We start from the raw sequence: 22,491 nt of genomic DNA, 5'->3' as shown, positions 1-22,491 counted from the left end.
ACAAAGTAGGGGTGCCGCCCTGACACAGGGGCATCTGTCACCATCGGCCGGCAACGAAAGACGCTCCCCACATGGGATTAAAGCGCATCAAAGCGGCTGGTAACAATTTGGCATACCGGCGGCGGATTACATGCAATGACATGTCACATTTGCCTGTTTGGTGTGACACTTGTCCGCTGTTTTACCGGTGTCACAACCACAATGCCCACCCCGTAGAGTGCGGGCTGCACCCCGGAACCGTGCGCGGGTTGTGCGCACCGGTGAGGGGTCCGGCCCGCGGTAAAATCGCAGCGCAGGTGCACCGCGCGCCCGACAACGGGAATAGAGGATTCAGTGAAGATCACGATTATCGGCGGGTCAAAGGGCACTGGCGCACAGTTGGCGGACCTCGCCCGCACAGCAGGCCACGAGGTGACTGTCCTCTCCCGAAGCGGGACGGCCACAGACGGCGTGACCGTGCTTACCGGCAATGCCACCGATCCTGCGGCTGCCGCGCGCGCCGTGTCCGGGGCGGACGCCGTCGTCGTCACCGTTGGCGGCGCCAAAGGTGTTTCCCGTCAGCGTGCCGAAGTCACCAGGACTGTCATCACGGCCATGCAGGAACAGGGCGTGAACCGGCTGTTGGTGCAGTCTTCCCTGGGTGCCGGGGACTCGGGTTCCCAGCTGCCCGCGCCGTTGCGGCTGGTAATGAAAGCGGTGCTCGCGAAGGCTCTGGCGGACCACAACGAGCAGGAAGCTGCGGTGAAGGATTCGGGGCTGGCCTGGACCATCATCCGGCCCACCGGGCTGACTGACAAGGAACCCGCCGGTAAGTGGAAGGCACTGGAAACCACCGACGCCGGCCAGCTCGGCGGGTCGATCCCGCGCCGGGACCTCGCTGCGTTCATGCTGCACACCCTTACCGATGACTCCACCGTGGGGAAGGCCTTTGGAGTCAGCAGCTAGGAGGCCGGGCACCTCAGGCGGGCGGTGACTTCAGACCAAGGCCGAGCGGACCGCCGCGAGGATGGCCCGGTGGTCGCTGCGGAGACGGTGCATCGCGGACAACACGAGGTTCATATAGCCGTGCCCTACCCACTCCGCGTCATCCCGGAGCGCCTCTTCAACGGCCGCCTTCGTCATCGGGATGAAATCGAGTCCGTTCGATTCCCAGTCATCCGGGCCCATGCCGAGCCGACGGGCCGCGATGAAGGACGCGTTGGTCCACCCCGTCTGGGTCAGATTGACGTGACCCAGCAGGGCCCATTCATACCGGGTGACGTCGCAGATAAGGCCGTGGAACGTGATCCGGTTACGAATATCCGGTTCATTCTCAAGATCGATTCCGAGTTCCTCTGAGATTCCCCGCAATGCCGTGCGGTAGGGATCCGGAAGCCCGGTTTTGGGGTCCAGGTCCATCAACGCCATGCCTTCATTGACCGAGATGTGCCGCAGGTTGCGGCCGCCGGAGGTTTTCGCGCTCCGACGGGTGAGGAGCAGATGATCATCTGCCGTTTCAATGGTCAGGTTAATGCCAAAGGAATGCGACAGGCCCGGCAGTACGTCCAGTAATTCTTCACCAAGGATTTCACCACCCGCCAGGCCTTCAGCGAAGCGCTTCTCCCATTCCGAGGAGATCACCTGAAAGGACGCATAATCGGTCTTCGCGTAGTGGAGTTTTAATGCAGGCAACTCGTGGGAACCCACCCGCGAGACCTCCAACCGGCGCAGCGCAAGCATCTCAGCGTTCCAGGCTCCCGGTGCGGCGTCCAGCTCCCTGCGTTTATCCTCGATCATCCGTTCCAGATCCGCAGCTCCGCCTGGCTGCAGCCTCGTTGGCAACCTGTCAACAAGTCCACCGGCAGACTGTGCAGGCAGAGTTGCGGAGAACAGATGCTCCGGGCGGAAGCCGTCCACGGCAAACTGCCTGACGTAGATCTCATGTTTGGCCGCGCCCACGGCAAAGGTTTCTCCGGAACCGAGGAGCCGGGTTTCCCTGCGAAGCCGGCGTTGCCGGTGGATTCGGCCAAAGGTTTTATACCAGAGCGGCTGGACCAGCCTGCCGGATATATTGAGGAATTTCTCAGCGACCACTCCGGCGGACGCACTTAGCAATAATGCGAAACTGTAGGACCACGCGCCGGAAACCCATTCAAACATGGGTTCATCCTAGGTGCTTTTGGAATTATGACCTGCGCATCAATTCCCCGCGGGTACAGCCTCTTTCTCTTTGCGGGCCCGGAATGCCTTAATGGACGGTCCGCTGAACCACAGTGCCGCGCCTGCGAGGACCCAGATCCCCAGGGTCAGGGCCGCGGCCCCGCCGCCGACGCCGCCAAAGTAGGCAACGGAGCGCACAAGCGTACCGGCAGCGCCGGGAGGTAGGAGCTGGCCAATTACTGCAACCCCGCCCGGAAGCCACTGGGCGCTGGTGGCAATGCCGGCAAAGGGATTGCCAACAAACATCATGGACATAGCCGCGATGGTGAAACCTTTTGTGCCAAAACACTCGTTGAGACCGGCCAGCGGCAGTGCCAGCGCGGCGATACCCAGCGCCACACTTGCCGCGACCGGAACCAGCGGTCCCTCGATGCTGCCGAACAGATATTTGAGGACCGCGGCGACAACAAATCCCCCCGCCACGGAAAAACCGGTAAGCCCGGCAAAGATCCACCAGCGCTGCCCGGACAGCATTGAGCGGAACGCCACGGCCGGCACAATGCCGCCGAACACCAGCGGAAAGGCCAGCCCTCCGATGCCCACGCCGGTGGGGTCGCCCGGGGGAAGCGGAACCACGTCTACGATCTCCGCTGTCTGTCCCATGCCGCCCGCCATTGTGGCCCCGACGTTGCTGACCGTTCCTGACACCGCCGTGGAACCGGCACTGGCAACATAGACGGTCATATCCGGATCCGTGAAGTCGAACCCGCCGACAATCTCCCGGTCCCGGATTCCTTCCTGGAGCTCATCTGCGCTCCCGTAGGACTGCACCGTGAAGGCACCCGGTGACTGGTCCTCCAGCGTCTCGGCGACCGATGCTGCCCGGTCCTGGGATCCCACCACACCCAGGGCCAGATCCCGCGGCCCGGAGTGGAGCGAGGGTGAGATGAACAGCATCAGCAGCGCCAGCAGAATGACGGAGAGCCCGAGGGTCAGGCCGGCCCACACGGCCGCGTGCTTTCGATGCGAGCCGGAGGACGGCGGGAGGGATGACATGGTTCCTTCTTCTTTCCGGAGGTATTTCCTCCGCTTACATGGACGATATTCCTCCGGTTTAGACTGAGGGTCAACTTGAGGGAGGCGTGGATGCGAGCCGACGCTGTACAGCGAAGAGAAGCGATCATCGGCCATGCGAGACATGTGTTTGCCGCGCGAGGCGGTGACGTTGCCTTGGAAGCAGTGGCCGCTGCCAGCGGCGTTGGTATTGCGACGCTCTACCGGAACTTCCCGTCCCGGGACGACCTGATCCGGGCGGTGATCGAGGATATGGTCCGGGAGATCCTGGCGATCGTTGCCGAGGCCCGCGCCGCTGCCGCAAAGGACCCGGCGGAGGCCTGGAAGGGCTTGCTGGCCAGGTTGATGGAGATGGAACTCGGAGCCCTGACCGATGGTCTTGTCCTGCAGGCCGGTGCAGGAACAGACGCAGCAGGCGCATCGCCGCTCGTGCAGATCCAACAGCCGGCACTCGACGCCTTGGAAGAGCTGCTGACGATTCTGAAGCGCACCAATGCCGTGCGGGCCAGCATCACTGCCCCCGGGGTCATTGTGGCGGTGGCCACCATTACCCGCCCGCAGGCGCCGGCCATCCGCGACGCGGCTCCCGGTGTCCCGGGAGAGCTCGCCGAGGCCTACCTTCTCTGGAGCAGCGCCGGATAAACCCGCGATAAGTTGCGGCCCCGCCCCGGCATTGACGGGCCGCATACGGCCCACGACGCCCGAGCCCCGGGCCGGTGACCTGCTAGGATTGATGCGGCCTATGGCCATCACGGCATCGATGACACGACACGCGGGGCACTGCAAAAAGTACCTTCTGACACGGCACGGTCGATCGCCTCCACACCGCCGACTGTCAGGAGACTCTATGGCGCCCTCTTCAATTTCCCGTCCCGATATCAAGGGACGCGCAGGTGGAATGATCGCGGTCGCAGCGGCCGCTGCGTTCCTCGCCACCTTCAACGAGACGTTCCTCAACGTAGCCTTCACGCCGATCATGCAGGACTTCGGCGTCAACATCAGTACCGTTCAGTGGCTGACCACGGGTTACCTGCTTGTCGCAGCCGTGTTCGTACCCGTCGCCAACGTTCTGTACCACCGGTTCCCCACCAGACCGCTGTTCGTCGCCGTCGTCGCCATCATGGTTGTCGGATCGGTGGTGGGAGCCCTTGCGCCCACCTTCGAAGTGCTGCTGATTGCCCGCTTGCTGCAGGCCATTGGAACCGGCCTGCTCACCCCCATCGGCATGAACATCACGCTTGCCGTGTCGCCCCGCGAAAAGCTGGGGCTCAACATGGGCATTATGGCGGCGATGACCACCCTCGGACCGTCGCTGGCCATCGTCCTGTCCGGCGCCATTCTGACCGTCGCTCCCTGGACCACGCTGATGTGGGTATTCGGCGGCCTCACCCTCGCCGTGCTCCTCGCCGGTGCCTTCGTTCTGCGGAACGCCGCTGAGCTGGGCCGGCCGGTTCTCGACATTCTCTCGTTCATTCTTGTTGCTGCCGGTCTGGTCGGGATCCTCTACGGCGTATCCAGCGCCTTCGAGGGATCTGCCCTTTACGCAGGTATCGCCGGCATCGTTGGATTGCTCGCCATGTGGCTGTTCGTCCTCCGTCAGCGCCGCATCGCTAATCCGCTGATCGACATGCGCCCGTTCTCCAACGCACCTTTTGTGCTCGGTGTACTGATGACGATGCTCGGCCTGGTCTTCGTCTTCGCCATGAACGTGGTTATCCCGCTGTTCCTCCAGGGCGCGCTGGACATGCCGCCGCTGGGCGCCTCGCTCACCCTCGCCCCCGGCATCCTCCTCACCGTAGGCATGGGACCGATTGCCGGCCGCATGTTCGACCGGCACGGTGGCCGCCGGTCCATTCCGCTCGGGTTCCTCGTTATGGCGGTCTTCGTCACGCTCGTCGGTGTTGCTGCGGGCCACTCGTCGGTCTGGATCTTCGGCCTCCTCTACGTTCCGGCAGTGCTGGCTACGGCATTCGTCGTCGGGCCTGCGCAGACGTTCGCGCTGTCCAACCTCGACCGTGAGACCAGCCCGCACGGCGTCACGATTGTCTCCACCAGCTTCCAGATCGCCGGCTGCGTGGGTACCTCGCTCGCAACCGGTATCTACGGCGCAGTGATTGCGGCGAAAGCCGCTACCGGGAGCAGCGAAACAGATTCGCTGCTGGCCGGCTTCCACGGCGCCGTCGCCTTCGTGGTCGCCACCTCGCTTCTCGGCATTCTGCTCGCGTTCCTGGCCTACCGTTCGGTGCGCTCACGCCGCAGCACTGAAAGTGTGCAGCGCCCGGCTTCCGCCCTGGATACGGTCATGAAGTCCGACGTGTACGCACTGTCCTCGGAACAGTCCGTCCTCGACGCCCTCCGGACCTTCGCTGAGCGCGGTATTTCGGGAGCACCGGTCCTCAACGCGGACGGCACGCTGGCAGGCTTCCTGTCCGACGGCGACGTCCTGCGCTATCTCTCGGCAACCCACCCGTCCTCGACGTCGATCTACTCCTACGCCATCGGGGCTGAGGACGATCTGGAACGGGCCATGTCCGATCTGGCGAACCTGAACGTTATGCGGCTGGCAACGCACGACGTCGTCACTCTCGACGCCGGCGCGTCGCTCAGTGACGCTGTGGCTGCCCTGTCCGACGCGCGGCTCAAGAAGGTTCCGGTGGTCAACGGGGCTGACTCCCGTCCCATCGGCATCGTAAGCCGGTCCGCGGTCAACCGGCTGGCGATCGCAACGTACCTGCGTTCGCGCGGTGAAACTGCGCAGACTGAAGCCGGTACCCCGGCGTAGCCCCACGAAATAGTGAAGTGAAGGCCAGGCCCGTCGGGCCTGGCCTTCACTATTTACCGGTGGTCTTCCCTGCCATTAGCCAGCCCGCCGGTAGTGCACCGAGATGGCACCGTTGCCCATCGGTTCAGCGGAGATCAGTTCGAGACTGCGGGTGCTGTTGAGGAGGCCCCCGTACAGGGTGGGACCGTGGCCGGTGATTCTGGGGTGGACTAGGAACTTGTAGTCATCAACCAGGTCCAGCCGGTCCAGACCAGACGCCAGCATGCCGCTGCCGAGAAGAACACCGTCCGGGGTCCTGTCCTTGAGGTCCTGTATTGCTGTCCGCAGATCCCCTTCGATGTGGTGGCTGTTATTCCATGGGAAGTCGCTGCGCGTCGCGGACACCACGTACTTGGGTTTGTTTTCCAGCGTGAGGGCCCAGTCCCGCATTGCCGGCGGTGCTTCCACCTCTCCACTGGCAACCAGCGGCCAATAGTCCTCCATCATTTCGTACGTGGTGCGGCCCCAGAGCATGGCGCCGGCCTCGTCCAGGAGGGCAGTGAAGTGCGCGTGTGTCTCGTCGTCGACAATGCCCGCCCGGTGGTCGATACAACCGTCAAGGGTGACGTTGATACTGAAGGTGAGCCGGCCCATACACTGATTCTTCGCGGCGCCGGCGCTCGTGTGCAAGGGCTTCCGGTTATTCCAGGGCCTGCCCTGCGCCAAAGGTCTGCTTTCTGATTCGGGTCACAATACAGTGACGGCGACCGGCAACTGCGAACTGTTTCGTTTCCCGTACCGACATATACGTATGTGGACGGATCTGGCTGAAGGAACACATCGACAAGCGGAAACCGAACGGGATCCCTTGAACGGAACATTAGCTGCGCTGACGCCGGCGCTGGAAAAGGAATTCTCGTGGAAAACTCTCACCAAAACGGTGACGCCAGGGCCCAGCTCGAAGGCTTTCTTTCGCATCTCCAAAATCTGTTGCGATACATTGACACACGCTTACAGGAGAAGGGGACGATCGCGCAACGTTACCAGCCGCTGGAGCCACTCAATCCGAAGTGGGGAATCCTGCCATTAGTGCTGTTGACTGTTGGTCTCGTGGTCCTTCTTACCGCAGTCGGGACGCCGATCATTCAGGCATGGGCGAAAGCTGATGCGTATGCACAAGGACAAATCTTCTACTCGAATATCCAGCCCCTCAGCGTCGCCATTCTCGCAAGCCCGGTTGCCCTCGCCTTGGCATCGGCCCTCTGGCTCGTTCGCAACAGGCTCGTTCTTCCCCGGCTGCACGCCCGGACCGAACAGATCAATCAGCAGCGAGTGACACACAACCAGGCCGTATCGGCTGACGAGCAACGAATGGATGCCCAGCTCACCCAGGCCAGCCGTGACTTTGCCTCGGACATCGGCAACCGTTTCCCTCAGGCCTATCTTTATGACGAAGCAGTCGCCTTCTGCCTCCAACTGGTGCGTAATCATCGGGCCAGCACCATTCACGATGCGATCAACCTCTACGAGACTGAACGGTACCGTCAGCGGATGGAAAACCTGCAGGCCTGGCAACTGGCGGAAGCACAACAGACGCGTAAGCTCATGGCTCTCGGCACCGTGGTCAACGCAGCGATGCAGGGCGCGATGATCGGGACCGTGCGACACGAAGGTGCACAGACTCGTGCGGCCCTACGCAAGCCCGTCAATGTGAACGTCAGGGTGCGCTGAGGTCCGGCCACCACCAGCGGTGCCGTGACCGGCGCTTTTGTGCACGCTCTGCCCTGCGTCGGGCGGCGTTGAAATATTCCTCGCGCGCCGCATCAAAGACCGCCTGGGGCAGGGCCAACGGAGCACGGTCCAGCCGTCGTCCTGCCAGGATTTCGCCGATAGCACCCGGAATCATCCGCATTCCCTGAGCCCCCTTGATGGACCGCCTGATCCGTCCCCCCTCCACCGTGAGCAGCATCCCCCACGACGAGTCCACTTCAGCCAGACCGGAACCGACCAGGATCGACATTGCCGTCTCCATCCGTTCCCGCGAAGGGACGTCGGCCTGCAACATGTCCCACCCCGGCAGCAGCGTCCGGAGCGTCGAGGGGCGCTTCCCGCGATGCAGCAAAGTCATAAGCGTTGCGGCATCGGAGATATCCAGGTTTCTACGGTCCATGCCGGTCACGCTAGCGCATTTCGAGGAAGCTCGTTTGTGAGCATCCCCACTGTTCCGGTACCAGCTCGATACTGGCGCGGGACTGACGTTGCTTTAGGTCAGAAGACGGTACGTTCATTGCCCTTCAACAAACTCACCGAGAAGACGGATTAGACCATGATATTCGGAGGTGAGCTGAGAGTCTGCTGAACCATCCTGTTTTGCAACGTATCGGTCGGGAATGCTACCGCTGCCTTGATACTGAAAAGTCTGCCTAATCCATTCCCGGGTTTCTCGTAGGGACTGATCAGATCTATCGCGACTGAGCTGTTCTGCTTCTTTCTTATAGCCGCGGCCTAGCTCAGGAAGCCCGACCAGGGGAAGCATTTCAGCGAATCTCGACATGCTGTCCACGGCTTCGTCAATCGAATCCGCCATGTTTATATTCCAATCTCAAAGACCGACGGCTTTACCTTTGTCCTAAGACCCGTTGATTTGCACTTGACCAGTATCGTCTTCCTTCCCGCCGGTCACGGTGCCGGGGCAGACCGGGATTTCTTCGTGGAGTTACTCCGGAGGCTCTTCCTGGAGGACGAGGCCTTCGTCTCCGGGGAGTGTTCTGCCCTGATCCCGCTCTGCACTGTCCTCCTCATTCAACGTAAACGCGTCGCCCGGCGAGCAGGGTGCAGTAGCCCCGATACTGTACGACTGTTCAGGTGCATCAGTATCAAATTCAGCCCGGGCCACGGGGCCACCCTCAGCGAACACGACCGGGTCTTTTGTCGGGTTTATGGTGCGTACGCTCATGCCCAGGGACTCCCAATACTCGGCGACGCGCTTAGCGTCCCCAATATGGTCGGTTCCCTGCGGCGCCCAACGGTCATAGCTGTAACTGGCCGTGGCATCCCCGGTTCCATAGCTGCTTTCGGGGGTGCATTCCTGCGCCCACGCTGCGCCGTTGCGGGGCCACCACCCGGTAACGTCCAGCTGTTCGGCGGTATTGAATACGAGTTCCACCACCCGGTCCCGCCCCTCTCTGGCACTTATCGTCTCTTCCGGGGTATTCTGCTCCGACATTGTCGTGTTTGTCTCCTTCTCAGCGCATCCTGTTATTGTCAGTCCCATCAGGAGTGCGGCCGTCGAGGCCGTGATCATCCTAAGGCGCGTCTTACGGCGCATATTTCATCCCTTCCAGCCAGGCTTTCTGCATATCAGTCGGTCCCAACGGAACATACGGGGTGATCTTCTCCGTTTCTCCCCTAATCGCCCACGCCGTGTTTTTTAGGGATTCTGTTCTTATGTCCAAGTACCCGGCCTGCTCGCCATTATCCGACATGAGCGTCGAGTGGTCCGTCACGACGCGTCCGGCGTCACTGCCGGTATCAGTGCCGAAAGCGTGGGACCCGAACTCAGAGTCTATGGGGTTCACCTTGTGGTCACGGCTGGCGTCCCGGCCGATCCAAGCCCACTGGTCTCCGCTTTCGGATTCAATAAAAGGCACCTTGTCCCGCGCGTGTCCGGAATACACCTGGTCAGCGTTCAGATCATCGGCGTTATCCACGTTGTCGGGCAGGCCTGCCGAGCCGAGGGTGATGAAGTTATCCACGTGGATGCCCGGCTGCGTGAGGGCCACCGCCGCCGTCGTCGCCCCTTTCCCTCTAATACATACGAAAATACCGCCCTCCGAAGCTTTCACGGAGGGCGGTATTTCTATTGATTGAGGGGAAAACTAGACGTTAAACCTAAACTCCACCCCGTTCCGTAAAGGAAAACCATCTAGGGCATCACCAAGATCTTGCGGACCCTTTTGGGATCGATACGCAGGACCCCTCTCCTGATAGGACGCACGGACAGCGGACGGGTCGGCCGACGATCAGAGCTTCCCTTCGCGGTAGAGCCCAAGCAACAACTCCTGCATTTGCGGCGTGTACTCAATGGACTCGTACTGCTCACCCCGGGCGTTATGCCGCTGTTCAACCACCACACCCAGTGCGCGAGCCAGCTTCGATGGCTCCCACGCGCCTGACTCACCGATGAGGACCCCTGCTTCACTGAGCCGCGCGTTGAGAGCTGAGGTTTTCATGCCGGCGTCCTCGTCACGAAGCTCGCCTGCCTCGCGCCAGCCCTTCAAAACGACAGTCAACGACACCGCGGCAGCACCCGACTCCAGCGCCCGGGTCCGCCCCACGGTCTGTGAGGGCCCGGCTACGAGGGTGGTGGGAGTCGAGGCGGTCCATCCTTCCTCCACGCTGATTAGGGGGTCCTCACGAAGGGCGAGGACCGCATTGGACCGCTGCGCGAACCTCGACATCACGCCAAACACTTTTCCGTTGTTCCATCGGTTCGCCGCCGCAAAAACGATAAAGAGGTCCTTCGCACGGGAGACCGCCACGTTCATCAGCTCAGGGTTCTGGTCGACGAACGTTGCCTGCGCACTGTCCTGCCCGTACACAGCGGAGAATAGGACAATTGGGCGCTCAGCCCCTTGCAGCCGGTGCGCCGTACCCACTGTGACTTTTTTCCACAATTGGTCCGGCAGACGGGCCGAGGCGTCCGCTGCCCCCACTGCTTTCCTGAGCTCCGCGGTGATCAGCCGGGCCTGGGCGCTAAACGGAGTCACGACGCCGATCAGCGCATCCCCACTTACCCGCTTGTTCACATCGGGCTCTGTGGAGAAGTAAATGTCAAAGTAGTGCGCGTAGTTCTCCACGATCCATGCGGCGACAGCCTCCGCCTCGTTCTGGTTCCTACGGCTCGATCCCTGCCGGGAATCATGCGATCCCGGCACGTCGGCCCACAGGAAAGCGGCGGACTCGCCGTCAAGTTTCGAGGAGCTCGAAAGACGCTTCGCCTGCAGCATCCCGTCGTACAAAAGTGAGTTGCAGAATCCGATGATGTCCGGATGGCACCGGAAATGCTCCGCGAGGAACAGCCCCGGAGACCCCGTGCCATAGTTCCAACTCGAGGCGTGGCTCGCCGCCCGCATCAGGCTTGACTGTGCCGAGCACGTCAGACCACGCTCACGCAGGTCCTCCGACCACTCCCGCAGGGGAATTCCTGTACTCTCCGCCACTTCGCTGTCCGTCAGCTCATCGATGGACCATATCGGTGCCAGCTGCTTCTCATCACCCACAACCAGGGCACGTGTGGCCAGCGCGAAAATCGGCAAGCCGAGCGGAGTATCCACCTGGCCCGCCTCGTCGACGATCAGCAGGTCAATGCGGCCGACGTCAAAATGGCTCGGCTCTCTTGGGCCCATATGGAGCTCGAAGTACCTTGGCACCTGATAGATGGTCATCACGAAGCACGGCGTGAGGGCCGCAGCTTGCCGCCAGTAGCGATCCATGACGTCCCGCTTAGTCTTCCACCGGTCTTCGAGCGGGATGAAGTCGGTAAGGAGCCACTGCGCCTCGAAATAGTGCACAGCCAACCAGAACTCCACATACCGCAGGGTCACGTCGAGCTTCTGATCGAGCTCTTCCAGGCTGCTGCAGTCCTTCAACTCCGCCACGTGGCTGATCGTCCTGAGATACGGAGATGCCTCCACCTTGCAGCACAGGGCGATGTAATCGTCTGACCGCCCCTTGGTGCGCATGGTCTCGATCAAGGCGATGCGATACTCATCCATCTCCATCAGCGCACCATGAATCAATTGCGGCAAGTGGGGAATGTCGGTGACTTCCCCGAAATAAGTATGGAAGCTCATCGCGAAGCAATCCTTCGCCCCGGCAATGTATGCGTCGCTGCTGTAAGCGGAGTACGTCTGGCTCTTATCCTTTTGCTCGACCAGGAACTTCTTTTTCGCGTCGCCTAATTTCTTCTGCGAGGGACAGTACACCGCCAGCGATTGCAGCGGTTTTTCGGCGGAAGCATGGCCGTTCTGCTCCTGCGGCAGCCAACGAAAGTCCAACGGACCGGGCTCATCCTTCGTGACGGAGGCAAACGAGGAGATGATGTTGGTGACAGCCTGGTTGTTGGTGGAAGTACCCACGATGACAGGCGGCGCCCCCTGTTCCAGCGCACGGCGTGTAAAGAGGTTGGCCACGACCGCCTGCAGCATCGTCGTCTTGCCCGTACCCGGTGGACCGCTGACGGCAGTGACCTCGCTGCCGGACCCGTCGAGGAACGCATGCACAGCGCGGCGCTGCGAATCCGTCAAAGGGAATCCATCGCTCATCGAGCCACATGACTTTAGCGCGGCCTCGTAAAGCCCCTCACCCTCATGGATTCCCGTCTCATGAAGCCTCCCGCTCCGCCATCCCTTGGACAGCCGCTCCACCAGTGCAGGCATCTTGTCTTGCCTGCTGAGGAAGTCATAGACCTTCAGAAGCGAACCCGCGGCATTAATCCGGTCGGCGTTCTGGACATAGCCCAGCTCGTACTGGATCGCACCTTCGCCCGGACCATGCTTCGCTGCGAATTCCTCAACGGTGTCCCCCGCGACGTCCTCAAACATCCGTGTCGCCAGCTTCATCGCGTCAGCAAAAGACACCGTCTGGGAGATGCCGGCTCCGAGCACGGAACGTGCATACTTCCAATAGTCACTCAGGGATCCAATTGTTAGCTTCTCCCCGGTAATCGAAGGGGATTCCAGGCGTTCCACCGGTATCCATGGAGAAGACGCCGTTTTGAGTTCCGGCTCCAGCCGGCCATCTCGGAACAACTTTCCCTCTAACAGCAGGAGGCCATTTTGTGCTGTCCCATTCTTGGCCGACTGCGAAACCAGTGATACCACCACAGAGATTGGCGCGTCCTGGACCGGCTCTGTCGCAGCGGTTTGCTCGGCGCTATGTGTACCTTTCGGCGCAGTGCGGAGGCCGTGTACCTCCTCCTTGTGGTGGGAGAACAGTGTCGCGGTATCCTCAACGCTCAAGGAACCTGTGGCGAGCTGCTCTCGAGTCACCGCCACGTATATGGAAGAGTCCTCGAAGGTCACCGCTTCCAACTGGCCGCGCTTGATAACCTGCGAAAAATAGTCCGCAACCCTAAACGGGTCTGCCATTGTGGAGCTCCTTTGTCTTCCTCGAACCCACCGTCCGCTACGAGCCGATGGACGCGATACCGCGGCGATTTAAAAGGCGGCTCATGATGATGCCGCTGGGGCCGTCTCGCCTTGTCGTTTCAGCCTGCGTTGAGGATTCCCTCCAGCACCGGCCGTAGAACAGCAGCGCGGATCGCGTTGCTGTCCCTGCCGTTGGCATAATGGTCCATTTTCGTGATTGTGCTGCCTTTCGTAAGAATAATGGCCAATGCCTCACCGCCCTACACCGCGTTTAGAGGGCTGTGTCGGCAGTGTCGCCTACGCAGACTTATCGACAGCCGCGCCCTCGTCGTAAGCTCCGCCGTTCACCTCGTTCAATTTGTGATAAATACCCAGCGGCAGCAATTCACTATTCGGCCCTTGTCGATGACCTTGCTTCCACCGTGACCTATTTCGCACCTACTGACCGAGTAAATGTAGGCCACAATCAACTCTGTCTATTCAGGCAAAAAGACAAGTCCCTAGCGGGAAATCACTGCAGGAGACTTATCGACGGTCTCACGCACTAAACCGACGCCTGTGTCGCCCATCCTTTCAAGACCCAAGGGCGGTAACGAACGAGATCTACGAGGGCTGGACAATAAGCCCCTCGCTCCACCTACAAGAAATGCCGCCCTAATACGTTTTCACGTAGGGCGGCACTTCCACTGCATCAAGGGATTGAACTAGACGTTGAAGCGGAACTCAACCACGTCGCCGTCGGCCATAACGTATTCCTTGCCTTCGATGCGGACCTTGCCGCGGGACTTGGCTTCGGCCATGGAACCGGCCTCCACCAGGTCGTCAAAGGACACTACTTCAGCCTTGATGAAGCCGCGCTGGAAGTCGGAGTGGATCACGCCGGCCGCCTGCGGTGCGGTATCGCCCTTGCGGATGGTCCATGCACGGGTTTCCTTGGGACCGGCCGTCAGGTAGGTCTGCAGGCCCAGGGTGTGGAAGCCGACGCGGGCCAGCTTGTCCAGGCCGGACTCTTCCTGACCGCTCATCTCCAGCATTTCCCGGGCTTCTTCCTCATCCAGCTCCACCAGGTCGGCTTCGAGCTTGGCGTCGAGGAAGATGGCGTCCGCCGGGGCAACGAGTTCGCGCAGTTCGGCCTGGCGCTCCGGGTTGCCCAGCACGGCGTCGTCCACGTTGAACACGTAGATGAACGGCTTGGCGGTGAGCAGGCTCAGCTCGCGGAGGTGCTCCATCTCCAGCTTGTCCTTCTCCACCGAGGAGAAGATGGTGTCGCCGCGTTCCAGCACGGCCTGCGCAGCCTGCATGGCGGTCAGCTGCGCCGCCTCGCGCTTCTTGATCTTGACTTCCTTTTCCAGCCGCGGAGTTGCCTTTTCCAGCGTCTGCAGGTCGGCCAGGATCAGTTCGGTGTTGATGGTCTCCATGTCAGAGCGCGGATCCACCTTGCCGTCCACGTGGATGACATCGGGGTCATCAAACACGCGGATAACCTGCGCAATGGCCTCAGCCTCGCGGATGTTGGCGAGGAACTGGTTGCCCAGCCCTTCACCTTCGGAGGCACCCTTCACAATGCCGGCAATGTCCACAAAGGACACGGTTGCCGGGAGGATGCGCGCCGAACCGAAGATCTCGGCCAGCTTCGCCAGCCGCGGATCCGGAAGCGAGACGACGCCGACATTCGGTTCGATGGTGGCGAACGGATAGTTCGCCGCCAGCACGTTGTTGCGGGTCAGCGCATTGAACAGGGTTGATTTGCCGACGTTGGGCAGGCCGACGATGCCAATAGTAAGAGCCACGTTAGTAAATGATACCGGGCGCTAGGACTCGTCGGCACGGCGGCGGCCGCCAAGCCCGCGGGAGGAATCCCCCATGGCCTTCAGGGTGGCCCGGATTTCCTTGGGCAGCGAGAAGATAATGTCCTCTTCGGCCGTTACTACCTCTTCGACGTCGCCGTAGCCGTACTCGGCGAGCAGGTTCAGCACATCCTGGACCAGGTTCTCCGGCACGGAGGCTCCGGACGTGACGCCCACGGTGGCCACGCCCTCGAACCAGCTTTCATCCACTTCGTTGGCAAAGTCCACGCGGTAGGAGGCCTTGGCGCCGTATTCAAGCGCCACTTCCACGAGCCGGACGGAGTTGGAGGAGTTCGCCGAACCGACCACCAGCACCAGGTCCGCTTCCGGGGCAATCTTCTTGATGGCCGCCTGGCGGTTGGAGGTGGCGTAGCAGATGTCGTCGCTGGGCGGATCCTGCAGGGTGGGGAAACGTTCCCGGAGCAGGTTCACGGTGTGCATGGCTTCGTCCACGCTCAGGGTGGTCTGGGACAGCCAGATGACCTTCTCCGGATCCCGGACGGTGACCTTGTCCACGTCTTCGGGCCCGTTCACAATCTGCATGTGCTCGGGAGCTTCGCCGTAGGTGCCCTCGACCTCTTCGTGCCCTTCGTGTCCGATGAGCAGGATGTCGAAATCGTCGCGGGCAAAGCGCACTGCTTCGCGGTGCACCTTGGTGACCAGCGGGCACGTGGCATCGATGGTCTGCAGGTTCCGGTCCTTGGCGGACTGCACGACGGCGGGTGAGACTCCGTGGGCGGAGAAGATCAGCCGGGCGCCTTCCGGCACCTCGTCGGTCTCATCCACAAAGATGGCGCCCTGTTCCTCCAGGGTGTGGACCACATGCAGGTTGTGGACAATCTGCTTACGCACGTAGATGGGCGGGCCGTAGGCCTCCAGCGCCTTCTCGACGGCGATCACTGCGCGGTCCACTCCGGCGCAGTAGCCCCGTGGCGCCGCCAGCAGGACACGCCGGGGCCCGTACACCGGAGCAGCGGAAGCCACGTCCTCGGGGGTGCGGCGCCGCCGGGGCACGGTGGGCATAGGCACGGAGACAACTGTGCTGGTCATGCACCCATGCTATCGGGTATGCCTTGCCTCGCCGGGCCACAGCGGGGTGGGTACGCTCACAGCAGAGCTACCGACGGGCAGCACTCAGTCCCCGGAGCAGCAGCCCCACCACGAACACCGCCGCCCCGGCCAGCATCAGGGCCACCGTCCACGCTGACAGGCTTGCGGCTGCCTGTCCGGCGAACGCATTGGCGAAAGCCGATGCCACCGGGCTGCTGAACTGCTGGGCTGACACCTGTTCCGGGATCCGTTCTGCTCCAAACCACAGCACGGAACCTGCGAGCGCCGCGCCCAGGCCCATCAGTGCGAAGGTTGTGGACCGCCGCCGCGCCGTCAGCAGGGCCAGGATCGCTGCCGCGGCGGCGGCCAGAGCCAGTACCGGCCAGGCCTCCCCTGCACGTTCCACGTTGCGCAGCAGGTCCGGATGCCCCGCTCCGCCAATCTGCACCGGCACCTGCTCCGGGGCGGGAACATCCACGTTCAGCTCGCTTCCCACCGTTTCCGTGACCAGCCCGACAAGGGGCGCAACGTCCAGGGTCAGGTTTCCGGACGGCTCTCCGCCGTTTTCGGCAGAGAACGTGAGTACGTGCGAGCGGCGCAGCGACTCGCTCCAGGCTTCCGGATAGTCCGGCAATGCCTGGACATTTTCCACCGCGGAGGTGATCACCGGTGTCACCAGGTCCGCCAACGGTTCCGGCACATCGGCAGAGGCGGCAGCCTCCGTGGCCAGAGAGGAGGCAAGCTCGCGCTGGAACGCCTCATCCTCGGCCAGCGGCGCTCCCAGGGCGACAAACCCGCTTTCGGCCACGACGTTGGTGTTAAGCCAGGCTCCGCAGAAGGCAGCGGCTGTGAGCAGCACGGCCAGCAGGCCCAGGATCGCCGAGGCGAGGGTGCGCATAGGGGGTTCCTTGTCTGTTGCGGTCCGGCGGCATGCCGGCTGTTTCGGCCCGCGTCGGGGTCCGGTTGGAGCAGGACAGGGGGACGCACCTGATACACATTAAGCTGTACCGGTTTCCACTCCGGTTCCAGTGCCACATCCAATCCACCGCGGGAGCCTCCAGATGCAAGACGACAGCGGGCCGTTGAGTCCCGAGAATACCCCGGAGAAGACCACACTGCCCGCAACGGCCGCGCAGACCTCACCGGAGAATCCGTGGCCGCTGGCACTGCTCTCCAAGAACCTGAAGAGCTACATTGACCGTGCTCCGGCCACCTGGGTGGAAGGCCAGGTCATCGAGCTGAACCGGCGTGCCAACGCCTCCTACATCACCCTGCGCGACGTCGACGCCGAAGTTTCGCTGTCGCTGACGGCATGGAGCGCAGTGATGAACAGGCTCGAGCTTCCCTTGGAGCGGGGTGCCCGGGTGGTGGCCCTGGTCAAACCCGACTTCTGGGTGAAAACCGGGCGGCTGTCCATGCAGACCCGGGACATCCGGCCCGTGGGGCTGGGGGATCTGCTGGCCCGGATCGAACGGCTGCGGCAGGCACTGGCCGCCGAAGGCCTGTTCCGGGAAGACCGCAAGCTTCCCCTGCCGCTCCTGCCGGGCCGGATCGGCCTGATCACCGGCCGCAACTCCGATGCCATGAAGGACGTGATGCGCAACGCCGCCCTGCGCTGGCCGGCTGTCGCCTTCGAGGTACGCGAGGTAGCGGTCCAGGGCGTCAACGCCGTCGCAGAGGTGAGCCGGGCTCTGGCCGAGCTGGATGCCATGCCCGAGGTGGACGTCATCGTGATCGCCCGCGGCGGCGGATCGCTGGAGGATCTGCTGCCGTTCAGCCACGAGGACCTGGTCCGCGCGGTATCCGCCGCGCTCACCCCTGTGGTCAGTGCCATCGGCCACGAGGCGGACCGTCCGCTGCTCGACGACGTCGCCGACCTGCGTGCCTCGACCCCCACAGATGCCGCCAAACGAATTGTCCCTGACTTGGGCGAGGAACTGACCCGGGTCCGGCAGTCCCGGGCCCAGCTGCGCCGCGTGATTCAGACGCTGCTTGCCCGGGAAACGGACCGGCTGAACCATATCCGGTCCCGGCCGGTGCTGGCCGCACCGCTTTCCATGGTCGAGTACCGGGAGGAGGAGATCTCCCGGCTGCGCGGCAGGGCCCTCTCTGCTGTGACCGCCGAAGTACGGCGGGACACGGACCGCATCGGGCACCTGCGAGCCCAGGTTCGTGCGCTTTCGCCGCAGAACACCTTGGACCGCGGTTACGCCGTGGTGCAGCTGAAGGACGGTTCGGTAGTACGCGACGCAGGCACGGTGCCCGCAGAAGCCCCGCTAAGGATCCGTGTGGCAGTCGGTGAGCTCACCGCCACCGAAGGCACGCGCTGACCGGACTTTCCCGTGGCCCCTTCCTGGCCGCCACGAACACCATTCACACCAAGACACAGCACACCAGCAAGCATTGAGGACAAGACATGAGTGAAACACCGGCAGTACCGGCAGATATCGAGGCCATGAGCTACGAGCAGGCCCGCGACGAACTGATGGCAGTGGTGGGACGGCTCGAAACCGGCGGCGCCAGCCTGGAGGAGTCACTGGCCCTGTGGGAGCGCGGCGAGCACCTGGCCAGCCGCTGCGAGTCATGGCTTCAGGGCGCCCGGGAGCGCCTGGACGCCGCCCGGGAACGGGCTGCCGGCGAATAACGCCGGCAGCCCGTCGTCACACCCGGAAACCAGCTACTTCCGGTACCCGGCGAGGAACTCGCCCAGGCGCGTCATGGCATCCTCGATGTCCTCCACGCTGGGCAGGAACACCATGCGGAAATGGTCCGGCCGTACCCAGTTGAACGCCGTGCCCACGGAAATCAGGATTTTCTGCTGCTTGAGCAGGTCCAGGGCAAACTGCTCGTCATCCTTGATGGGGTAAACATCCGGATCGAGCCGCGGGAACAGGTACAGGGCACCCTGGGCCAGTTCGCAGCTGACCCCGGGAATGTCGTTGAGCATCTGGTAGGCCTTGTCCCGCTGGGCGCGCAGCCGGCCGCCGGGCAGGATCAGGTCATTGATGCTCTGGTAGCCGCCGAGGGCGGTCTGGATGGCGTGCTGGGCGGGAACGTTGGCGCACAGCCGCATGTTCGCCAGCAGGTTGATGCCCTCAATGTAGTCCGCGGCATCCTGCTTGGGGCCGGAGATGGCCATCCAGCCGCTGCGGTAGCCCGCAATCCGGTACGCCTTGGACAAGCCGCTGAAGGTCAGGCAGAGGACGTCATCCCCCGTGAGCGAGGCGGAGTTGATGTGCACGGCGTCGTCGTAGACGATCTTTTCGTAGATTTCGTCCGAGAAGATGATCAGGCCGTGCTTGCGTGCCAGTTCAACGATCGACTTCACCACGTGTTCGGGGTAGACCGCGCCCGTGGGGTTGTTCGGGTTGATCAGGACAATGCCCTTGGTCCGGTCGGTGATCTTCGCTGCGATGTCATCCACATCGGGCCACCAGTGCTCGGTTTCATCGCACATGTAGTGCACTGCGGTGCCGCCGGCCAGGGAGACCGACGCCGTCCAGAGCGGGTAGTCGGGGGCGGGCACGAGGATCTCGTCGCCGTTGTTCAGCAGCGCCTGCAGGGACAGGGTGATGAGCTCGCTGACCCCGTTGCCCAGGTACACGTCATCGACGTCGATGTTGTTGATACCCCGGCCCTGGTAGTACTGCACCACGGCGGTGCGGGCGGAGAAGATGCCGCGGGAATCGCTGTACCCCTGGGCCTTGGGCAGGTGGCGCATCATGTCCACCAGAATGGCCTCGGGTGCCTCAAAGCCGAACGGGGCGGGGTTGCCGATGTTCAGTTTCAGGATGCGGTGGCCGGCCGCCTCCATGCGCTGCGCGTGTTCCAGCAGCGGTCCGCGAATGTCATAGAGGACGTTATGGAGTTTGTGCGACTGCTTGAATTCTGCCATTTCTTTAGGATGCCACAGCACGGCACCCCCGCAGCGTATGTGTCACTGCGGGGGTGCCGGATGCGTGCCGGGGAACCGGCCGGGGCTTAGGCGAGGCCCTTTTCCTCCAGCCAGTCCTGCGCTGCTTCGCTCGGATCCAGCTTCTGGTCGCCGCTGACGGCCTGGTTCAGGGCAATCAGGTCCTCAGTGGTCAGCTGGGCTGAAACACTGTTCAGGACCTCGCGTGCTTCCTCGCTGACCCGGTCATCGGCAATCAGCGGAATGACCTGCTGGGCAGGCCAGTTCTGCTTCGGGTCTTCCAGGACCACCAGGCCGTTTTCCTCGATGGCGGGGCTGGTGGTGTAGATATCGGCCACCTGCACGTCGTCGTTGATCAGGGCATCGACCGTCAGCGGTCCCCCGCTGTCACCGATGGCAGTGAATTCCTTGAACTCGCAGCCATACTTCTCCTTCAGGCCGGCCAGGCCCTGGGTACGCTCGGCGAACTCGGCCGGTGCGCCGAGGGTAAGTTCCCCGCACACCTCGGCCAGGTCCTCCACGGTCTCCAGCTGGTACTTTTCGGCAGTGGCCGCAGTGACCACCATGGCGTCCTTGTCCTGGGCATCCGACGGTTCAAGAACCACCAGGTTTTCCGGCAGCTTCTCCCCCAGTGCATCGACAATTTCGCCGGGATCCACCAGAGCGGTTTCCGGGTCCACCTCCACCAGCAGTGCGCCGGTGTATTCGGGGATCAGGTCAATCGAGCCGTCTTCCAAGGCCGGGATGTACACTTCCCGGGACCCGATCCCGAGCCGCGTCTCCGCCGGAACACCGGCAGCGTTCAGGGCGCCGGCATAGATCTCGGCAATGGTGCTGCTTTCCGGGAAGTCCGCGGACCCCACCACCAGCGTCTGCTCGCTGCTGCTGCCGGAGGCCGCCGGAGCGCTTTCATTCTCCAGCGGATCGCCGCCTCCGCTGCAGCCGGCCAGGGCCAGTGCCATCCCGCCGGCGAGGACCGCCAGGGCCTTCCGCCGGGGATTCCGGCTCGCGTGCTGCATCATGGTTTTCCTCCTTGTGCGCCGGCCGCGGGAACTCCGCTGCCGGTCGATGTGCCGGACGCCTGTCGGCGCCCGAGTCCTTTGGGGATCAAAAAGCGCGAGGCCAGGGCAATAACGGCGTCCACTGCCAGGGCCAGCAGGGCAATGATGACCGCCCCGCCGAACACCCGGCCGTAGTCGCCCACAGCCAGTCCGTCGATCAGGTAGCGACCCAGCCCGCCAAGGTTGATGGTGGCCACCACCGCTGCAGTGGCCACCACCTGCAGAGTCGCGCCCCGCAGCCCGCCCAGCAGCACCCGCATGCCGTTGGGCAGCTCCACCGTGAACAGGATCCGGGCTTCGGTCATCCCCAGGCTGCGGGCGGCATCCACCACGCTGCGGTCCACGGCGGCCACTCCGGCGTAGGCGCCGGCGAGCAGCGGTGGAACCGCCAGCAGCACCAGTGCCCAGATGGGCGGCATCAGGCCCAGGCCCGCCAGGAGCACAAACAGGGTAAGCATGCCCAGCGTTGGCAGGGCCCGCAGCAGGCCTGAGAGCGCCACCACGGTCACCTGGCCGCGGCCGGTATGCCCTATCAGCAGACCCACCGGGATGGCGATGGCCGCGGCAATCAGCAGGGCCAGGCCCGTGTACTGCAGGTGTTCCAGCGTCCGTACCGGGATTCCGGCGGCACCGCTCCAGTTGGCAGGGTCGGTCAGCCACTCCCAGCCCTGGCCAAGGGCGTTGGTGCTGGTGTAGTCGGTGAGGGGCAGTCGCAGGGACGGATTCACGGACATGGTCAGGCCCCCTTCAGCGCGGCATCAGGAGCTGCGTCGAGCGAGGCGGGCCGGGACAACGACGCCGGTGCGGCGCTCCCGCTCCCGTCCGGGCGTCCGCTTCGCTTCCGTCGCCTGCCCGTGCCGCCGGCAGCACGCATCCACGGTGTCAGGAAGCGCTGAAGCAGCACCAGGATCAGGTCCATCAGGAAGGCGAGGACAAGGGTCGCGAGGATGCCCACCACAATCTCGGTGACGAAGTTCCGCCGGAGGCCGTCGCTGAAGAAGAAGCCCAGGTTCTGGACCCCGATCAGGGCGCCCACACTCACCATGGAAATGTTGCTGACCGAGACAACGCGCAGCCCGGCGATGAGGACCGGCACCGACAGGGGCAGGTCAACGGTGAGGAAGCGGCGGAACGGGCGGTACCCCATGGCCACCGCAGCCTGCCGGACGCCGTCGTCCACTGAATCGAAGGCATCCACCGCTACGCGCAGCATCAGGGCAACGGCGTAAATGGTAAGGGCAACAATGATGTTGGCCAGGTCCAGGATGCGCGTGCCCAGGATCGCGGGCAGGGTAACGAACAGCGCCAGCGAGGGGATGGTGTAGAGCAGGGAGCCGGTGGACAGCACGAAGGTGCGGATCTTCCGGCGCCCGCGCACCAGCTGCGCCGCGGGCACGGCAATCAGCACGCCGATCACCAGCGGCACCACCGACTGGTACAGGTGCAGTCCGCTCAGCCGCAGCACGTCATCGATATGGGAAAGGAACCACTCCAT

21 protein-coding genes are annotated in these 22,491 nt (G+C 63.1%); 6 read left to right on the top strand and 15 right to left on the bottom strand.

Features of this window, described 5'->3' with window-relative positions:
- Positions 1 to 333: 333 nt before the first annotated feature.
- A complete protein-coding gene (locus tag QWJ37_RS05110) occupies positions 334 to 945 on the top strand; it encodes an NAD(P)H-binding protein (RefSeq protein WP_227903694.1) in 612 nt (203 codons plus the stop codon).
- 30 nt (positions 946 to 975) lie between these two features.
- Here the strand turns inward: QWJ37_RS05110 and QWJ37_RS05105 are convergent, their stop codons facing one another.
- Positions 976 to 2,139 (bottom strand): hypothetical protein, encoded by a 1,164-nt coding sequence (locus QWJ37_RS05105; RefSeq protein WP_227928836.1) that lies wholly within the window; start codon positions 2,137 to 2,139, stop codon positions 976 to 978.
- A gap of 39 nt (positions 2,140 to 2,178) precedes the next feature.
- Positions 2,179 to 3,195, bottom strand: a complete 1,017-nt coding sequence (locus QWJ37_RS05100) for a hypothetical protein (protein WP_227903698.1) — start codon at positions 3,193 to 3,195, stop codon at positions 2,179 to 2,181.
- Positions 3,196 to 3,285: 90 nt separating this feature from the next.
- Here QWJ37_RS05100 and QWJ37_RS05095 point away from each other — a divergent pair, with 90 nt between their 5' ends.
- Positions 3,286 to 3,855, top strand: a complete 570-nt coding sequence (locus QWJ37_RS05095) for a helix-turn-helix domain-containing protein (protein WP_290244467.1) — start codon at positions 3,286 to 3,288, stop codon at positions 3,853 to 3,855.
- Positions 3,856 to 4,060: 205 nt separating this feature from the next.
- Positions 4,061 to 5,995, top strand: a complete 1,935-nt coding sequence (locus QWJ37_RS05090; protein ID WP_290244466.1) for an MFS transporter — start codon at positions 4,061 to 4,063, stop codon at positions 5,993 to 5,995.
- Positions 5,996 to 6,070: 75 nt separating this feature from the next.
- Here QWJ37_RS05090 and QWJ37_RS05085 read toward each other — a convergent pair whose 3' ends face one another.
- Complete coding sequence (locus QWJ37_RS05085) at positions 6,071 to 6,628, bottom strand: dihydrofolate reductase family protein (protein WP_290244464.1); 558 nt, start codon at positions 6,626 to 6,628, stop codon at positions 6,071 to 6,073.
- 264 nt (positions 6,629 to 6,892) lie between these two features.
- Between QWJ37_RS05085 and QWJ37_RS05080 the strand changes: the two genes are divergently transcribed.
- Positions 6,893 to 7,705, top strand: coding sequence for a hypothetical protein (locus tag QWJ37_RS05080; protein ID WP_290244462.1), 813 nt, complete (start codon positions 6,893 to 6,895; stop codon positions 7,703 to 7,705).
- On the opposite strand, the gene QWJ37_RS05075 is transcribed toward QWJ37_RS05080, so the two are convergent.
- From QWJ37_RS05075 to QWJ37_RS05040, 8 genes are all read right to left on the bottom strand, one after another.
- Positions 7,692 to 8,144 (bottom strand): hypothetical protein, encoded by a 453-nt coding sequence (locus tag QWJ37_RS05075; RefSeq protein WP_290244461.1) that lies wholly within the window; start codon positions 8,142 to 8,144, stop codon positions 7,692 to 7,694. The two genes, QWJ37_RS05080 and QWJ37_RS05075, sit on opposite strands and share 14 nt — an antisense overlap.
- A 114-nt stretch (positions 8,145 to 8,258) precedes the next feature.
- Positions 8,259 to 8,561 carry a hypothetical protein gene (locus tag QWJ37_RS05070; protein ID WP_290244458.1) on the bottom strand — a complete coding sequence of 101 codons (303 nt, stop codon included), beginning with the start codon at positions 8,559 to 8,561 and terminating at the stop codon, positions 8,259 to 8,261.
- A 129-nt stretch (positions 8,562 to 8,690) separates the two neighbouring features.
- Positions 8,691 to 9,200 carry a hypothetical protein gene (locus QWJ37_RS05065; RefSeq protein WP_290244456.1) on the bottom strand — a complete coding sequence of 170 codons (510 nt, stop codon included), beginning with the start codon at positions 9,198 to 9,200 and terminating at the stop codon, positions 8,691 to 8,693.
- A 91-nt stretch (positions 9,201 to 9,291) separates the two neighbouring features.
- Positions 9,292 to 9,819: a hypothetical protein gene (locus QWJ37_RS05060; protein WP_290244454.1), complete on the bottom strand. Its 528-nt coding sequence runs from the start codon at positions 9,817 to 9,819 to the stop codon at positions 9,292 to 9,294.
- 177 nt (positions 9,820 to 9,996) lie between these two features.
- Positions 9,997 to 13,125 carry an AAA domain-containing protein gene (locus QWJ37_RS05055; RefSeq protein WP_290244450.1) on the bottom strand — a complete coding sequence of 1,043 codons (3,129 nt, stop codon included), beginning with the start codon at positions 13,123 to 13,125 and terminating at the stop codon, positions 9,997 to 9,999.
- A gap of 704 nt (positions 13,126 to 13,829) precedes the next feature.
- A complete protein-coding gene (gene ychF / locus QWJ37_RS05050; RefSeq protein ID WP_290244448.1) occupies positions 13,830 to 14,915 on the bottom strand; it encodes a redox-regulated ATPase YchF in 1,086 nt (361 codons plus the stop codon).
- 21 nt (positions 14,916 to 14,936) lie between these two features.
- The gene (locus QWJ37_RS05045; protein WP_227928832.1) at positions 14,937 to 16,022 is read right to left on the bottom strand and encodes a 4-hydroxy-3-methylbut-2-enyl diphosphate reductase; all 1,086 of its coding nucleotides are present in this window, start codon (positions 16,020 to 16,022) and stop codon (positions 14,937 to 14,939) included.
- 67 nt (positions 16,023 to 16,089) lie between these two features.
- Positions 16,090 to 16,920 (bottom strand): hypothetical protein, encoded by an 831-nt coding sequence (locus QWJ37_RS05040; RefSeq protein ID WP_290244445.1) that lies wholly within the window; start codon positions 16,918 to 16,920, stop codon positions 16,090 to 16,092.
- A gap of 163 nt (positions 16,921 to 17,083) precedes the next feature.
- Between QWJ37_RS05040 and xseA the strand changes: the two genes are divergently transcribed.
- On the top strand, positions 17,084 to 18,352 hold the full coding sequence (gene xseA / locus QWJ37_RS05035) for an exodeoxyribonuclease VII large subunit (RefSeq protein ID WP_290244443.1): 1,269 nt from the start codon (positions 17,084 to 17,086) through the stop codon (positions 18,350 to 18,352).
- A gap of 86 nt (positions 18,353 to 18,438) precedes the next feature.
- Entirely contained in the window at positions 18,439 to 18,666 is a 228-nt protein-coding gene (locus tag QWJ37_RS05030) for an exodeoxyribonuclease VII small subunit (protein WP_227903715.1), read from the top strand.
- A 33-nt stretch (positions 18,667 to 18,699) separates the two neighbouring features.
- Here the strand turns inward: QWJ37_RS05030 and QWJ37_RS05025 are convergent, their stop codons facing one another.
- The 4 genes from QWJ37_RS05025 to QWJ37_RS05010 all read right to left on the bottom strand — a co-directional run bounded on the left by QWJ37_RS05025 (position 18,700) and on the right by QWJ37_RS05010 (position 22,491).
- On the bottom strand, positions 18,700 to 19,917 hold the full coding sequence (locus QWJ37_RS05025; RefSeq protein WP_290244441.1) for a pyridoxal phosphate-dependent aminotransferase: 1,218 nt from the start codon (positions 19,915 to 19,917) through the stop codon (positions 18,700 to 18,702).
- A gap of 86 nt (positions 19,918 to 20,003) precedes the next feature.
- Positions 20,004 to 20,957, bottom strand: coding sequence for an ABC transporter substrate-binding protein (locus QWJ37_RS05020; protein ID WP_227903718.1), 954 nt, complete (start codon positions 20,955 to 20,957; stop codon positions 20,004 to 20,006).
- Positions 20,954 to 21,730 (bottom strand): ABC transporter permease subunit, encoded by a 777-nt coding sequence (locus QWJ37_RS05015; RefSeq protein ID WP_290244438.1) that lies wholly within the window; start codon positions 21,728 to 21,730, stop codon positions 20,954 to 20,956. The genes QWJ37_RS05020 and QWJ37_RS05015 overlap by 4 nt, the downstream gene beginning before the upstream one ends.
- A gap of 2 nt (positions 21,731 to 21,732) precedes the next feature.
- A complete protein-coding gene (locus QWJ37_RS05010; protein WP_290244436.1) occupies positions 21,733 to 22,491 on the bottom strand; it encodes an ABC transporter permease in 759 nt (252 codons plus the stop codon).

Origin of the sequence: Arthrobacter sp. YD2, assembly GCF_030410475.1 — a bacterium.
GTDB lineage: Bacteria > Actinomycetota > Actinomycetes > Actinomycetales > Micrococcaceae > Arthrobacter_B > Arthrobacter_B zhangbolii.
The sequence above is the reverse complement of the archived record's forward strand: the minus strand, read 5'-3'. Positions and strand labels throughout refer to the sequence as shown.

Bases quoted from the DNA above. Each gene is read 5' to 3' on its own strand.
- QWJ37_RS05025 (WP_290244441.1), bottom strand. From the start codon at position 19,917: ATGGCAGAATTCAAGCAGTCGCACAAACTCCATAACGTCCTCTATGAC.
- QWJ37_RS05040 (WP_290244445.1), bottom strand. From the start codon at position 16,920: ATGCGCACCCTCGCCTCGGCGATCCTGGGCCTGCTGGCCGTGCTGCTC.
- QWJ37_RS05020 (WP_227903718.1), bottom strand. From the start codon at position 20,957: ATGATGCAGCACGCGAGCCGGAATCCCCGGCGGAAGGCCCTGGCGGTC.
- QWJ37_RS05100 (WP_227903698.1), bottom strand. From the start codon at position 3,195: ATGTCATCCCTCCCGCCGTCCTCCGGCTCGCATCGAAAGCACGCGGCC.
- xseA (WP_290244443.1), top strand. From the start codon at position 17,084: ATGCAAGACGACAGCGGGCCGTTGAGTCCCGAGAATACCCCGGAGAAG.
- QWJ37_RS05055 (WP_290244450.1), bottom strand. From the start codon at position 13,125: ATGGCAGACCCGTTTAGGGTTGCGGACTATTTTTCGCAGGTTATCAAG.
- QWJ37_RS05075 (WP_290244461.1), bottom strand. From the start codon at position 8,144: ATGGACCGTAGAAACCTGGATATCTCCGATGCCGCAACGCTTATGACT.
- QWJ37_RS05085 (WP_290244464.1), bottom strand. From the start codon at position 6,628: ATGGGCCGGCTCACCTTCAGTATCAACGTCACCCTTGACGGTTGTATC.
- QWJ37_RS05095 (WP_290244467.1), top strand. From the start codon at position 3,286: ATGCGAGCCGACGCTGTACAGCGAAGAGAAGCGATCATCGGCCATGCG.
- QWJ37_RS05090 (WP_290244466.1), top strand. From the start codon at position 4,061: ATGGCGCCCTCTTCAATTTCCCGTCCCGATATCAAGGGACGCGCAGGT.
- QWJ37_RS05045 (WP_227928832.1), bottom strand. From the start codon at position 16,022: ATGACCAGCACAGTTGTCTCCGTGCCTATGCCCACCGTGCCCCGGCGG.
- QWJ37_RS05010 (WP_290244436.1), bottom strand. From the start codon at position 22,491: ATGGAGTGGTTCCTTTCCCATATCGATGACGTGCTGCGGCTGAGCGGA.
- QWJ37_RS05030 (WP_227903715.1), top strand. From the start codon at position 18,439: ATGAGTGAAACACCGGCAGTACCGGCAGATATCGAGGCCATGAGCTAC.
- QWJ37_RS05105 (WP_227928836.1), bottom strand. From the start codon at position 2,139: ATGTTTGAATGGGTTTCCGGCGCGTGGTCCTACAGTTTCGCATTATTG.
- QWJ37_RS05015 (WP_290244438.1), bottom strand. From the start codon at position 21,730: ATGTCCGTGAATCCGTCCCTGCGACTGCCCCTCACCGACTACACCAGC.
- QWJ37_RS05065 (WP_290244456.1), bottom strand. From the start codon at position 9,200: ATGTCGGAGCAGAATACCCCGGAAGAGACGATAAGTGCCAGAGAGGGG.
- QWJ37_RS05070 (WP_290244458.1), bottom strand. From the start codon at position 8,561: ATGGCGGATTCGATTGACGAAGCCGTGGACAGCATGTCGAGATTCGCT.